Source organism: Mesorhizobium sp. M0968 (assembly GCF_040319065.1).
GTDB lineage: Bacteria > Pseudomonadota > Alphaproteobacteria > Rhizobiales > Rhizobiaceae > Mesorhizobium.
In genome coordinates, this window is record NZ_JAMYNL010000029.1 from 1 (window position 1) to 13,289 (window position 13,289).

Annotated in this window: 8 protein-coding genes and 3 pseudogenes; 8 read left to right on the forward strand and 3 right to left on the reverse strand. The window is 59.0% G+C overall.

The genetic code is table 11. The annotated features are described in order from the left end of the window. The 8 genes and pseudogenes from NKH67_RS29025 to NKH67_RS29060 all read left to right on the forward strand — a co-directional run. Nucleotides 1-728 (forward strand): N,N-dimethylformamidase beta subunit family domain-containing protein (locus tag NKH67_RS29025; protein ID WP_353032330.1); only part of this gene is annotated, 728 nt, incomplete at its 5' end. A 909-nt stretch (nucleotides 729-1,637) separates the two neighbouring features. Next, nucleotides 1,638-1,858 (forward strand): annotated as a pseudogene (locus NKH67_RS29030) (helix-turn-helix domain-containing protein); the annotation flags it as partial. 522 nt (nucleotides 1,859-2,380) lie between these two features. Further along, complete coding sequence (locus tag NKH67_RS29035) at nucleotides 2,381-3,085, forward strand: glycosyltransferase (protein ID WP_353032332.1); 705 nt, start codon at nucleotides 2,381-2,383, stop codon at nucleotides 3,083-3,085. Continuing rightward, nucleotides 3,063-3,578 (forward strand): GtrA family protein, encoded by a 516-nt coding sequence (locus NKH67_RS29040; protein WP_353032334.1) that lies wholly within the window; start codon nucleotides 3,063-3,065, stop codon nucleotides 3,576-3,578. Before NKH67_RS29035 ends, NKH67_RS29040 begins: the two co-directional genes overlap by 23 nt. 232 nt (nucleotides 3,579-3,810) lie before the next feature. After that, nucleotides 3,811-4,836 (forward strand): glycosyltransferase family 2 protein, encoded by a 1,026-nt coding sequence (locus NKH67_RS29045; protein ID WP_353032336.1) that lies wholly within the window; start codon nucleotides 3,811-3,813, stop codon nucleotides 4,834-4,836. Further along, nucleotides 4,817-5,593: a class I SAM-dependent methyltransferase gene (locus tag NKH67_RS29050; RefSeq protein ID WP_353032338.1), complete on the forward strand. Its 777-nt coding sequence runs from the start codon at nucleotides 4,817-4,819 to the stop codon at nucleotides 5,591-5,593. Before NKH67_RS29045 ends, NKH67_RS29050 begins: the two co-directional genes overlap by 20 nt. Nucleotides 5,594-5,819: 226 nt before the next feature. After that, nucleotides 5,820-5,981: pseudogene (locus NKH67_RS29055) on the forward strand (IS110 family transposase); the annotation flags it as partial. Between the two features lie 447 nt (nucleotides 5,982-6,428). Continuing rightward, nucleotides 6,429-8,264, forward strand: coding sequence for a hypothetical protein (locus NKH67_RS29060; protein ID WP_353032340.1), 1,836 nt, complete (start codon nucleotides 6,429-6,431; stop codon nucleotides 8,262-8,264). Nucleotides 8,265-9,097: 833 nt separating this feature from the next. On the opposite strand, the gene NKH67_RS29065 is transcribed toward NKH67_RS29060, so the two are convergent. The 3 genes and pseudogenes from NKH67_RS29065 to NKH67_RS29075 all read right to left on the reverse strand — a co-directional run bounded on the left by NKH67_RS29065 (nucleotide 9,098) and on the right by NKH67_RS29075 (nucleotide 13,289). Further along, the gene (locus NKH67_RS29065) at nucleotides 9,098-9,835 is read right to left on the reverse strand and encodes an SDR family NAD(P)-dependent oxidoreductase (protein ID WP_353032342.1); all 738 of its coding nucleotides are present in this window, start codon (nucleotides 9,833-9,835) and stop codon (nucleotides 9,098-9,100) included. 891 nt (nucleotides 9,836-10,726) lie between these two features. Continuing rightward, a pseudogene (nadA, locus tag NKH67_RS29070) lies at nucleotides 10,727-11,698 on the reverse strand (quinolinate synthase NadA). 469 nt (nucleotides 11,699-12,167) lie between these two features. Further along, entirely contained in the window at nucleotides 12,168-13,289 is a 1,122-nt protein-coding gene (locus tag NKH67_RS29075; protein ID WP_353032344.1) for a tyramine oxidase subunit B, read from the reverse strand.

The window sequence follows — 13,289 nt, forward strand, 5'->3', positions numbered from 1 at the left end:
GTCATCCGGAGTATTGGTCGCTACCGATGTTGCAGGCTCTCGACGGCTTTCTAGCCAAGGGTGGGCGGCTCATGTATCTCGGCGGGAACGGGTTTGCTCACACGATCGATTTCCATCCGCGACGGCACGGCTTGGTAGAGCTCAGGCGGCGCAATTCAAAGATGGGGCGTGTCGACGGGGGCGACGCCCACAGCAGCTTCACTGGCCGGCTCTGCGGCCATTGGAGGGAGCTGGGGAGACCCGAACAATCTCTAGTGGGTGTCGGATACCGGGCGCAGGGTTTCGATCGCTGCAGTCATTATCGCCGCTTGCCGGCAAGCGACAACCCTCGCGCGCGCTTCATCTTCGAGGATATCACCGAAAACATCATTGGCGATTTTGGTATATTGGGCGGAGCCGCGGGTCTTGAGCTGGATGTGGTGGATGAAGCGCGTGGCACACCACGTCATGCGCTGGTGGTAGCCGCCTCTGAGGCCCATAGCAGCTCTTACACACGTGGACTCGGGAGTGATTTCTTCACCGCTCTTTGGAACGAAGCCCCAAGAGAGCCGATTCGTGCTGATATGACGTTCTTCGAGACGCCCGCAGGCGGCGCCGTCTTTTCTGTCGGCTCGATAGCGTGGGGCAGCTGCCTGCCGTATGCTGGCTACGCCAACAATGTCGCCCGCATTTCCGATAACGTGCTACGCCGGTTCCGCGATCCGTGCCCGTTTCAGATGCCGGCCTAGCGCAGCTGCGTTATACCGATTGGAGGTGTGCCGTAGGCGCAGGCTCAGTTTTGTTGCAACGGCTGAATAGGGGGCAACCGCCGTTCTCAGGCATTGCGGGCAACTTGTGTGGAACGCTTGAGAGGCATTCAACCGCAAGAGCAGGCGCCGCGTCGTCCCGGCCTTGATCGCGACCGCCTTCGCGCAGAAGACGCCGAAGCCGCCAGTGCCCAGGGGCGCGCCGTCGCAGAGCAGATCAGGCCGAAGGTGCCTAGCGCGGCGTCTAGCTCGGCGCGCGCTGACATAGTGACGAAGAATATTCGCCAGCTGACCACCGCGATGAGAGCGAGGAACTTCGCCAGCCTCTCTGCGGTCTCGAGCCTCGCGTCCTCGGCACGGCAGCCGCACTTCATGACCTTATGGAACACCTCCGCCTTACCAGCCGAGCTTCTCGACCACCACGGAGAGATCTTCGACCGGGAGGTTGGTTACCAGCTTCCAGTCGATCGGCTCGCGACCGGGCGGTGCGCGGCGACAAACAAGGTGAGATTCGGCTCATCCAGATTGTCGCGCTATAGGGCGGCGAATTCTCTTCGAGGGCATGGATGTAGGTCAGAACCTGCGGACTGCCGGCAAGGTGCGGCTGCGGATTCCGCTGACCACGCCGCCGACACTGGAGGCGGCGAGTGTGAAGGCGCTGGGCGTTGCATGATCCCGGTCCCGAGCTAGGTGCGGATCTTGTTGACGGACCGATATGCGTCGCGGAATGCAGGGTCTCGCATTCTCGCCGCATCATGTCTATGTCCGCAGCGGCCTGGCGATGCGTGGCGGCAACTTGCGAATGCCCCAGCCAAGCCTGGATGGTCAGAAGGTCCACCCCGGCCTGGCAGTAGCGTCAACGCGAGCGAGTGCCGAAGGATATGAGGCGAGATGGATTTGCGCGCCAGTTCCGGCCGCATCAACGTGGCTGTGGCGACGGCCGGCCGCGCCTTGCACCGAAACGCGTCGGCACTGTCGGTCATTGAGGGGCGTCTTTCCCAAGCCCATGCGGCGCGCGTCTACGGCGTGTCGGCCAAGATCGTGGCGCGCTGGGTCGAGAGGCCGAAGGGCGGGTCGGTATGGTCGATCGTTCCTCGCAGCCCGCCCATATGCTCCACCTATAGACTAGAGAGTGACGAGGTTGGAAATCGCGCAAACTGCGGCTGATCCTTGTCGATTTTCTGACAACCGTATGCAAGGGCTGTCGGGTTCAAAACACGGGCTGCTGTTTGCGCGTACAAACTATTTCAAAGTGAATCAGAAGCTTAAGGCAAGCGAACAGCCATGGCATGGCCGTTGCTAGGAGTGATGTGCTCGTTCCCTTGAAAAACGGTGCGCCCCGTTTTCTGAGAGAGAAGCGACATCGCACTAAGTCGTTCAGCATTTGGTGATGGCTTTGGAGAGCAACATGGCACTGCGTGTGGAGTCCCTCGCTCCTCCGATCAAAGTGGAGAGCTGGCTGGGCGGCCAGCCTCTCACGAGCTTCCAGCCCGGAAACGAGCGGCCGGGACGATCCTACCCGCCATCAGCGGCGGGATGCGCCTCTTGGCGGCTTGCTTCTTCGCCATCAAGAATGATCTTGGCGCCCGCGCCGGAAAATGCTGCTTCGAGCGCGCTCGCCTATGTGCGAGAGCATGGGCGGGCGTTTCATTTTCATTCTAGACTCGGTGATCCAACGCACCAGGACGGAAGTTAAAGTGTTGCCACTCTACCCGCTGGTCCTCCCGATATATAACGAAGAACAGGTGCTGCCCAGACTGGTCGAGCGAATCAGTTCGCTAATGTGCCGGTTGGACGGAGAGGCGGAAGCGATTTTCGTCGATGACGGAAGCGATGATGGAAGCGTAGAATATCTTTCGCATGCCGTCGCCGCTGACCCGCGTTTCCGGCTGATCGAGCTTTCCCGCAATTTCGGGCTCCAGATCGCGATAACGGCCGGCATTGACGCCGCTGCCGGTGGTGCCGTCATCGTCATGGATGCCGATCTGCAAGACCCACTGGAGGTCGTTCTTGATCTGGTGGCGAAGTGGAAGGAAGGTTTCGAAATTGCCTATGCTCGCCGTGTCAATCCTGGGGGCAAATCCTGGTTCAAGCGCTTCACGCGGCCGGGCGGCGTCGCCTGCATCATCGAGCACAATCCCTATAATCTTCTGACGCGTCTTGCGGTGTTCCGGTGTCCGTTCGATCAGGACGCGGTCCTGCTCAACGCCGCCAAAGCAAGGTGCCTTTTTCAGCATTTCCTGCTGCTGCCGTTGGCCAGGCCCTTCGCCAGAAAAATTGAACGGGCGCTCGCGCCGCTGCCACTGGGAGCACAGTATGCGTGTAGTACCCATCCCTGAGCATCGGTGTGCCGCCAGTGCTCGCCTGAAGCTTCTGGCGCGGTTCGGGTTGGTCGGCATCGCCGCGACAATCCTGTATGCCGCCTTGGCTGCAGCTTTCGCAAAATGGGAACGGATCGGGTTCACTCCCACCCAGGCGTCGCTTGCGGCGTACGTAGCAGCCGCCCTGTTTTCCTATCTCGCTCACAAATCCGTAACCTTCGTGTCGGTCGGATCGCATCAATCTGAAGCTCCGCGTTTTATTCTATTAGCGGCGACAGGCTTGGCCGTCGCCTATGGGGCTCCAGCGCTGTTGACGGTGAAGCTGGGCCTGCCGCTCATTATTCCCGTTCTGGCTACCTGCTTGCTTGTCCCGGCGATCAATTTTCTCGTGCTCGATCGATGGGTTTTTGCCAAGCGCAATTCAAATCAGCACGGCGACCGCTCCGCGTTGTCAGAGAAAACGAGCTCTAACGGCATCCAGCCGGAACGGCACCAACTTGATGGTTTTTGAAGATGTTGCTAGCGGCGGGGATGGGCGGAATTTCGTCGAGATGGTCGAAGCCCATTTCGAGTGCCTCCGCGTTGGCAAAAGCGGCGTGCCGATCACGAACGAGACTGTCGAGGCGTGGCAAGCTATCTCATCGCGGGCTTCTCCATTGGGGCACAGTCTATCGTCGTCAAAGGAGGCGAGTAGGGAAGGGAAATAGTCGTGGATTGACGTCTGGTCCCGGGTTTGGAGTTGGATGATGAGTTCGCAGAGAAAATCTTGGCTGATTTCATTAGTAGTTCCAGTGCTGAACGAACAGGACGCGATCGTACCGTTCCTCCGGCGCGTCATCCCCTGCCTGGAAGAGGCTGCCCGACGGATAAGCAACTGCGGGGCTTACGAGATCATCTTCGTCGACGATGGCAGCACGGACGCAACGCTCGCTGCGCTTTCCGCTGAACGGCGAAACAACTCTGCCATCAAGGTTGTCGTGCTTTCTCGAAATTTCGGCAAAGATGCCGCGTTGGCGGCGGGGCTGAATTATGCCCTGGGCGACGCCGTCATTCCAATCGACGTGGATCTTCAGGATCCACCGGAGACAATCCCGCTGCTGGTTGATAGCTGGCTGGAAGGCGCGAAGATCGTCAACGCGCTCCGCGTCGACCGGAGGGCAGATACGGCGCTGAAGCGGCTTACCGCGCGGGCCTTCTATTCCGCCTACAACTGGATGGCTGAACGACCAATACCCGCTGAGGTGGGCGATTTCCGCCTGATCGATCGCGAAGTGATCGAGGTTCTGAAGCTCTTGCCAGAGCGTGCGCGCTTTATGAAGGGCCTGGTCTCCTGGGTCGGGTTCCCGACCCAGGAAGTCCGTTATGTGAGGGAAGAGCGCGGAGCCGGCCTGACCAAATGGAACTACTGGAGACTGTGGAATTTCGCGCTCGACGGTGTTACCACCTCGACTACAGCCCCCGTGCGCATCTGGACCTACTTCGGCGCGGGGGTCTCCACAGTCGGTTTTGGTTATGCGCTCTTTATCGTCCTGCTAACTTTGATAGCTGGCCGCAGTGCGCCGGGCTATGCATCTCTTATGACCGCAATCCTGCTTCTCGGTGGCCTCAACCTTGTGTCGCTCGGCATCCTCGGTGAATACATCGGTCGCATTTTCAATGAAGTGAAAGGAAGGCCGCTATTCATCGTCCGCTCCACTGTTGGGATCGACACCGGGATTCCGACAAGCAAGCAGATTCCGGAGATGAGCGATGGACAGAATCATCTATGAGCGCTTGGCGGTCAACGAAGAAATTCATTGGTGGTTTACTGGCCGCCGCACCATAATCGAACGTCTCCTTGTCCAGCTTGGTCTGCCGCCGAAGGGCGAGGCACGTATCCTTGAGGTGGGGTGCGGAACTGGCGGAAACCTATGTCTTTTGCAAGAATTCGGCGCTGTCGACGCTGTCGAATTCGATGCTGCCGCGCGCGAGATCGCAAACCGCAAGAGCGGGCTCAGGATCGGCTTCGCGGCGCTGCCGGACCAGCTTGCAGCCCATGATGGCAGTTACGACCTGATCGCGCTGCTAGACGTGATCGAGCACATCGAGCAGGACGTCGCCTCGCTTGCGGCGCTAAAGCCCAAGCTGCGGCGCGCAGGGGCTATCTTGATCACGGTGCCCGCGCATCCATGGATGTGGTCGGCACATGACGAAGTGCATCACCACAAGCGACGGTATACCCGCGCCACGTTAAGATCGGCGATCGAGCGCGCTGGCCTGGTGACGGTTAATATTGGCTACTTCAATACATCTCTGTTTCCGCTGGGCTTGCTGCGCCGGCTAACAAGCAAGCTGACCGGCGGACAAACCCATGACGACATTCCGCCGTCGGCCCCTTTGAACCAACTCTTTGCCACGATATTCGCCTTCGAGCGTCACCTAGTGGGACGGGTTCCTTTGCCAATAGGGCTATCCTTGTTCGCAATGGCTCGGCGGTCCGAGGATCGAGAACCTACTTCGTCAGGCGGGCGAACTCTCTCAACATGACACCGAAAATTGCAAGCAGCGGCTCGACCATCGCCAACACCTCGGTGCACCCGTCAACTCACGCACGCTGAGGGCAATGCGCTGCGCGACGGCAGGCCCAGCTTGACGCCGGCCTCGCGAAGGATCGGCCGCAATAACAAATGAGTCGACGCGGCGGCCGCTCTTGCCGGCGCGCGCTAGAAGTTCCTCATTCCGTCGACGTGGCAGCGTTTTGCTGGCGCGATCGAAAGTGTCGAGCCTCAGAGAATGGGGCATGAACATCGCCAGGCGGCGCGGCATGGCACGAGCTTGGGTCGCGGTGGTCCGCAAACTGGCCGTCATTCTCCATCGCACGTGGACCGACGCGACCGAGTTCCGCTTTGGAAGGAGGGCCAGCCGCGTGAACTAAGACAGATCGAGGAGCAAACAACATGAAGAAGCTTCGTCCGGCAACACATTCGTCACCAAAATTTAAGGAATCTTTGCGGCCGCTGGCCCGTGAGAGTGGTACAAAGTCTGAAGTCTTCACGCTTAGACGGCCACACAGTAAGCAACGGAGGATCAACAGCCGATCACAAGAAGAGTGCCCATCCTGGTGAAGGCCATAGGAGTGTCTGCTATACGTGAAAGTGGCGGCCCAGCGTCTTGGTCCAAAGTCTGACCTGCTGCTCTCGACCATGTTGGAGGGCGAGTTTGACGCCTTCGTCCACGAGCGGTGCAAATATTGAGATCGGACCACAGGCGAACATCCTACCGATTCTCGTAGCCGATTGCGGGAGCTCAGGTTTGCTAGAAGCATCATTGATGCTGACATCAATTGCAATGGGCCTCGTCTAGGAGGCTGGAAGGAGGGCCTATGACAAGAGAGAACCACTTTGCCAATGGAAGGACGTCGTCGGTCTTCCTGGAGCGGACTTTGCTGACTCTGTCCGCCGTAACCACAGCAATCTTTTTCGCTTGGCTGCTATACTACAGCAGTTACGGCCTCAATCTCGAAGACGAAGGCTTATACCTTAACTTCATCGCGAACCCATTCCCCTACGCAATCAATATTCCGCCGTCCCTTTTCGGCTTCGTCTATCACTGGCCGTATCAGTGGGCGGGGGGCGATATTGCAGTGCTTCGCATGGCGAACGCTACCCTTACCATGGCGCTGGGCTGGATTCTCAGCTTCCTTGTGATCTGGCGCCTCTGGACAGTGGGCTTGCTGCAGGCGGTGGTGCTATCGGCAGGGATCGCCAGCATGGCATCACTCGCCCTTCGGAACGGGCTGCTCACCCCTAACTACTACACGCTGGCCTTCCATTCGCTCTTGATCGTGACGATCGGCTTGCTACTAGCCGACCGGCCAAGGCACTTGCTCCAAGTTTTGGGATGGGTCCTGGTCGGCGTTGGCGGCTGGTGCTGTTTCATGGCTAAGCCGACCACCGCTGCGGCCATTGCCCTCGTCGTTATACTCTATGTCGTCATTTTGCGCCGAAAGTCGTTGCTGCCCATGCTTGGCGCGGCGCTGGTCGCTCTCGCTCTACTGATTATTACCGCCTACTTGATCGATGGCGGCATCACCGGGCTGGTGACCCGGATGATTAACAGCGCTGAGATGGAAATCCTGTTGGGTGACGGCCACGAGGTGTTTCGCAGCTTGCGGATCGACTGGCTACCCACCAGCCGCGCGCAACTCGCCATCGCTGTGTTGCTGGCGATAGCTCTTCTGCTCAGCATTTTCATGGAGTCTACGGACAAGTTGCTCTCCTCGCTGGCTCTCGCTGCGGTGTTGATCGTAACAATAGCGATTACGCTGCTGGGGGTCGATCCGATCAACATCCAGCCCTCGACCCTGTTCTTGGTGCCGGCGTTCACATGCCTTGGCGCGATGCTCTATCGTGAGGGATTGATTCTGCGCACCCAAGCTGCCACGAGCATCTCTCTTACGCTAACCTTTCTGGTCCTACCGCACGTGTTCGCACTGGGATCCAATCTCAATTACTGGTACCTTGGTGCGTTCGTCGCGTTGTTCTGGATGCTCGCGGTCCTTGCTTTCCTGAGCCCTCTTGCGCAACAGGGACGCAGCCTCGCCACCCTACTGCCCCTGGCGGTGTCGGCACAGTTGCTCAATGCATCAGTCATCAATGATAGCGTCCTCAACCCCTTCGCTCAGGTGAAAGATCTGCGCGCTTATACTGCTGTCATGCCCATGCCGGGCGGTGGAAAATTGATGCTTTCGGAGTCCTTCCACCACTATCTGGCCACGGCCAGAGCCGAGGCTCGTGCAGCCGGCCTTGAAGTTGGTACCCCGGTGGTCGATCTGACTGGCGGCTCGCCGAGCCTGCTGTATGTGCTCGAGACGCGAGCGCTAGGTCTTCCATGGCTGAGCGGATGGTTTCCCGGCAGCAGCGCGGCGGCGGTGGAAACGCTCGGACTTGAGAATTGCGCCGATCTGGCCAAGGCGTGGGTCCTGATCGAGCCAAAGGGCCGGTATCATCTTGACGAGGCCGCTGTTTTGGCCTCCTTTGGAACTAGCCAGGCGGACTACGAAACTGCCGCTACGACCGACCCCTTCGTCGTTGACGGGGATTATCGGTATGGTCGGCAATTTCTGTTAAAACCCGTACGTCCAATCGCGCCAGCGGAGCAATCGTGCCGGGAAGCCAGGCGACAGCGGCCGGATAACAAGAAATGGAGCCGATACTGAAAGCACGGTTCTCGCGAGCGACGGCCCTGGAGCAGAGCCAGCTTCGGCCCAAGCCGATAGTCAAGATCGGCGGCAAGCCGATTCTATGGCACATCCTCGAGATCGACTGCACCACGGCATCATCAACGATTTGGTTATCTGCCTACGGCTCCAGTCGAAAGCCGGCGAGGGCCGCCTTGCGCGAGCATGGCACGGTAGCGAGGCTACGCTCTTAAGGTCGTCCTTACGAGCGTAGGCACAGCATGAGCCATGTGATGCCGCGCCGCTTGGTATAGGCGCAAGCAATCTCGACGGCATCCTCGACGGCCTCCGCACCGGTGGTGACGAGCAATGTCTTGGCCCCCCGCCCACCTTGCAACGCTGGTTCAACCGCTCGGCGACGGCAAGGTAACTCTCATACGGAGCAGTAGCGAAGAAGGTGTGACTGAACTTGGGAAGCTACGCCTGGATGGCGGCGACGACCTTAGGATGCGAGTGTCCGACCGCGAGAGCGCCCATTACCCAGGAAGTCGATATATCGCCGCCCCTCAACATCCCAGATCTCCGCACCTTGAGCCCGCTCGACATATAATGGAAAGGGCGGAGCGACCGACGCCGCAACAGCAGCATTCCGGCGTCCGTCCATAGCACCATTCGACACCATTTAATCACCTCCAGTTAAATTCGCATTGAGACGCACCAGAAAAACTTCGCCTTATTCGCCGCCTGCGGCAATGAAGCCTTTCATCTGCATCGGATGCAGGATTCAAAAGACGACTATTAGCCAAATTCCTGTTTGCGCTTTTCAGCGCTGTTCCAGGCAGCGCGCTTCTTCGAAAGCGCGAATTCTGCCGTCACTGCGGCAGGCTCAGCATAGCCATTCGGCCGCCATCAATCGTCCATACTTGTCCGGTGACAAAGGAAGACTCGGACGAAGCCAGCCAGGCAATCAGGCTTGCGACCTCCTCCGGCTTCCCGGTGCGGCCTACCATGTGGATCTTCCCGACCTTTTGGCGAAAACCCTTTGGATCGGGCAGTTTCTGGATGAATTCCACATTGATGTCAGTGTCGATCCACCCCGGTGCGACCGCGTTGCAACGGACGCCTTCGCCGCTGTGGTCGATCGCCACTGCCCTGGTGAGGCCATGGATACCTGCTTTGGATGTGCCGTAGGCCGCATGCTTCGGATTGGCACCGAGGCCCTCTATTGAGCCGACATTCACGATCGAACCACTCACGGACCGCAAGTGGGGCAGGGCGGCTTTGATCAGCATGAACGGCGTCGTCAGATTGACGGCCATCGTGCGCTCCCAATCCGCGAGTGTCATATCCTCGATCCTTGCTTCCTCCATCATGCCCGCGTTGTTGACGAGGATATCGAGCCTTCCAGCTTTGTCGACGACGGCATCGACAGCACGACCTGCTTTGGCCGGTTCGGAAAAGTCGATCGAGATCGCTTCGAACTCCCGGTCCTCTCCGCGCTGCGCCGTGAAGACGTGTGCACCCTCATCCCGAAGTCGTCGCGCAGTGGCTTGACCAATTCCGCTACGTCCGCCCGTCACGAGGGCGACCTTTCCTTCAAACCTGTTCATCTTGGCTCCTTTTTCCATCGTTAATTTAGACGAGCGACTTCTGTAGGCCGAGAACGGAGACTCAGTCTCCGGATACCAGCCCCGGAGTGCTAAACGCTGCCACATGGCCGGATAAAGACTGAAATCCGTGCGGAGCATCGGCGCGCCAGATGCTCGGTTTTTGAAGCCATATTGCCGATGGCGTTAGCCTATCACACGTTCTGGCGCCAAGGTCTCACTTAAGCCAATCCCGAGGCGCTGTGGTCAAACGCACTCTTGAGGCGAAAACCAGCTTGGAGAGAAAATACATGGATCCCGCTCTGGCGGACACGAGACAGGCTTATCGACATCGGCGCGCTACCCTCCGTCGCCTGATGGTTTCGCCTTGAAATCGATGCTGACGTCGTGGCGAAGCATTGGAACCGCGAGCCCCTTCCTGCTTCCCACGGCGCACCCACCGAACTGTTCTGCGCTGCCCCAGAAAGCTGGAGTGTCAGTATCCATCAAAGCCTCACTGCGGCGCCGGAGTAGATAATGGTCGTTCTGGAAAAAGGAGCTACACCGCCCGGTAGGGCGGTCTTGCTCACCATAAGAGTGATGATAGGGGATCAGGCGCAGCCAGGAGAATACCTAAAAGTTTTAGCTGGCGCTAAACCCAGTTTATGCCTAGCGCGACCGGGCAAAGTTGAGAGATGGCACTCAGCGCACGTCGCTTAAGATGACGCTCATGCTATGTGAAGTTGCCTTCGGCGTGGCTCAGCCGCATCCATCGTTGTGTCTCGTGAGGAGAGGGTGCGCAATGCTACTTTGTCTCTTGGTAGCGGGCTCGGCTGCTTCACGTTGAGCGCTCTCTTGAACTGGGCAGGGCAGCCGCTCGAAGTAAAGAAGTAAAGAGCAACTGGATACTTGATGTCACACTAAGAGCATGCGCTCGACGGCAACGCGAGCGCGTTCCGCAACGCGCGGATCGATCGTGACGATGTGGCCGTTCTCCTCGAGCGCGCTGCGAATATTTCGAAGCGTGATGCGCTTCATGTGGGGGCAGAGACTGCAGGGACGCACGAAGTCCACGTCCGGATGCTCGATTGCGACGTTGTCGCTCATCGAACATTCCGTCATCAGCACCACCCGCGCCGGCTTGTGCCGTCCGACATAGTCGGACATCGCCGCCGTCGATCCGGCGAAGTCAGCCTCGGCGACCACCTCGGGGGGCACTCGGGGTGGGCGAGCGCACTCACGCCAGGATACGCTTCCCGAACTTGGCGGATATCGGCCGCCGTAAACCGCTCGTGCACCTCGCAGCGTCCTTTCCAGGCGATGATCCAAACCTTGGTATGGGCCGCGATGTTCCTCGCCAGATATTCGTCGGGCAGCATGATCACACGCGGCGCGCCGAGCGATTTCACGACTGCCAGCGCGTTGCCTGAGGTGCAGCAGACGTCAGATTCGGCCTTCACAGCCGCTGATGTGTCGACATAGGCAACCACTGGAACACCAGGATGCCGCTGCCGCATCAGCCGCACGTCCTCGGGGGTGATCGAGTCGGCAAGCGAGCAGCCGGCGGCAAGGTCGGGAATGAGCACGGTCTTGTAAGGATTGAGGAGCTTGGCCGTTTCCGCCATGAATTGCACGCCGGCCAGCACGACAACGTCTGCTTCGACCGACATCGCCTTGCGGACCAGCGCCAGGCTGTCGCCGACAATGTCGGATACGCAGTGAAGATTTCGGGCGTCTGATATTTGTGCGCGAGAATAATCGCGTTTCGCTCGCGCTTCGGCGCAAGGATCGCGTCAACATCCGCTGCGAACGTTGCCATTCGATAGGCGGGATTACGCGCCGAACGCGCGCGTACAGGGACGCGGCCGTTGACAAAGCGCTGGTCATCCGCGCCTCCACTAGTATAATCGATGTCAAGCACGCGGAAACGGCAACTTTGTCTCCAAAGCGACAACGCTGATTGCATGACGAAAGTGATTAAACCTCATGGCCGGCCACCGGAATCCAGACACGTCCCGCCGGTCTCCTCGACCCGACACTTCCTGTTGTGTTCGCTGCAGCTGGAGCAGCGTGAAGTGGTCGCACGGGCTCGAACACTTCCCTGCCGGTCATTGACCTTCGAGCGCAGCCGTGCACTGCTTGTCGCGAGGATCCGCGGATGGTCGCCGAACATCGCTTCCTAGCATGCACCAAATTTGTGTTCGGGTCGCCTTGAGCCTCTTCGCTCAAGCCGGCTTCAAAGCAGCTCAGGGCACTGATTCCAGAGGCGATCATCGTGGGCGAAGTAAGCTTCGGCGCGACTGGCAATGTCTGGTGCCGATCGGCACCGTTCACGGCGCGGCGCAGTCTTTTTTGGTCAAGCTTGGCTTGGCTGTTCCCAGAGGCTTAAGGATTGGCCAATTCCTTTGCGTTTAGCATTCTGAAGAACTTCGAAACCCCAGCTGATGTCGAACACAGCCATGCCGCAGGCGATGAAGATTACCCGCTCTGCCGCGCTTTCTCGCCCGGGCTTGTCGCCGTTGACGGCGTCGCCGAGGCCGGTTGATTGCTTGAGGGCTGGCAGCTTGCCGGCATCGATAAGACGGAAGAATGGACCACCGATAACACCGCTATAGTAAGCTTCCTTGTTCCCGGAGGCGACCGCATCCTCGACATAGGCCTCCTGTAAGGCGGTGTGATCGTAGACGATCTTGGCACTAGTCAGGAACGACTCGTCGGTGTTGAAGGGGCCAGACACCAAGATGGTCGCGCCTTCCTTGATCCACTCGTCCTTGAAATGAAGCGGCTTGAGGCGGGAAGCCGCTACTGTGATGAGGTCTGCGCCCCGGAAACCAGCCTCGGTATCATCGACGCCGACGGCGTCGACGCCGTATTCCTTATGTACCCATCCTGCGAATTCGTTGGCCTTCTCGAGGAAGAGGTCGAAGCAGACTACCCTTTGAACGGCTCCAAGCTGGGTCATGATCGCCGTAAAACACGCCTTGTTGATAGGGCCACAGCCGACGACCGAGACGACCCTGGCATCTTTGTTGGCGAGGTGCTTGGCCGCCACGCCTGGCACACCGCCCGTGCGCGCTGCGCTCAAAAGGTTCGCCGACATCAGCGCCAGCGGCGCGCCAGTGTCCTTGTCGTTGAGCATCATGGTCAGGATGGAACGTGGCAGGCCCTTTTCAGCATTGGCATGGTTGGACCCGTACCATTTGTTGCCGCAGACGTCGAAACGTCCACCGAGGTAACCAGGCATGGCCGCGAAACGACGATCCGGTCCGGCCACCGGCATGTTCGGGAACTTCGTTTCCTTCGGAAAGACGATGTTCAGGCCATGATTGTTGTGGTTGGCGCCGCCCATCAAATAGTCGCCCTTGCCGAGGAGGCGGAAGGTTTCCTCGCAAACTTCAACGCAGCGTTCCGCGTCGAGAACGCCGGCAGCAATCATGTCGGGCTCGGAAAGGTAGAAAAAATCAATCCTGGGATACAT

What these genes read in the sequence shown, in the direction of transcription:
- NKH67_RS29060 (WP_353032340.1), top strand. Translation starts at nt 6,429, where the DNA reads ATGACAAGAGAGAACCACTTTGCCAATGGAAGGACGTCGTCGGTCTTC.
- NKH67_RS29040 (WP_353032334.1), top strand. Translation starts at nt 3,063, where the DNA reads ATGCGTGTAGTACCCATCCCTGAGCATCGGTGTGCCGCCAGTGCTCGC.
- NKH67_RS29035 (WP_353032332.1), top strand. Translation starts at nt 2,381, where the DNA reads ATGGGCGGGCGTTTCATTTTCATTCTAGACTCGGTGATCCAACGCACC.
- NKH67_RS29045 (WP_353032336.1), top strand. Translation starts at nt 3,811, where the DNA reads ATGATGAGTTCGCAGAGAAAATCTTGGCTGATTTCATTAGTAGTTCCA.
- NKH67_RS29065 (WP_353032342.1), bottom strand. Translation starts at nt 9,835, where the DNA reads ATGAACAGGTTTGAAGGAAAGGTCGCCCTCGTGACGGGCGGACGTAGC.
- NKH67_RS29050 (WP_353032338.1), top strand. Translation starts at nt 4,817, where the DNA reads ATGGACAGAATCATCTATGAGCGCTTGGCGGTCAACGAAGAAATTCAT.
- NKH67_RS29075 (WP_353032344.1), bottom strand. Translation starts at nt 13,289, where the DNA reads ATGTATCCCAGGATTGATTTTTTCTACCTTTCCGAGCCCGACATGATT.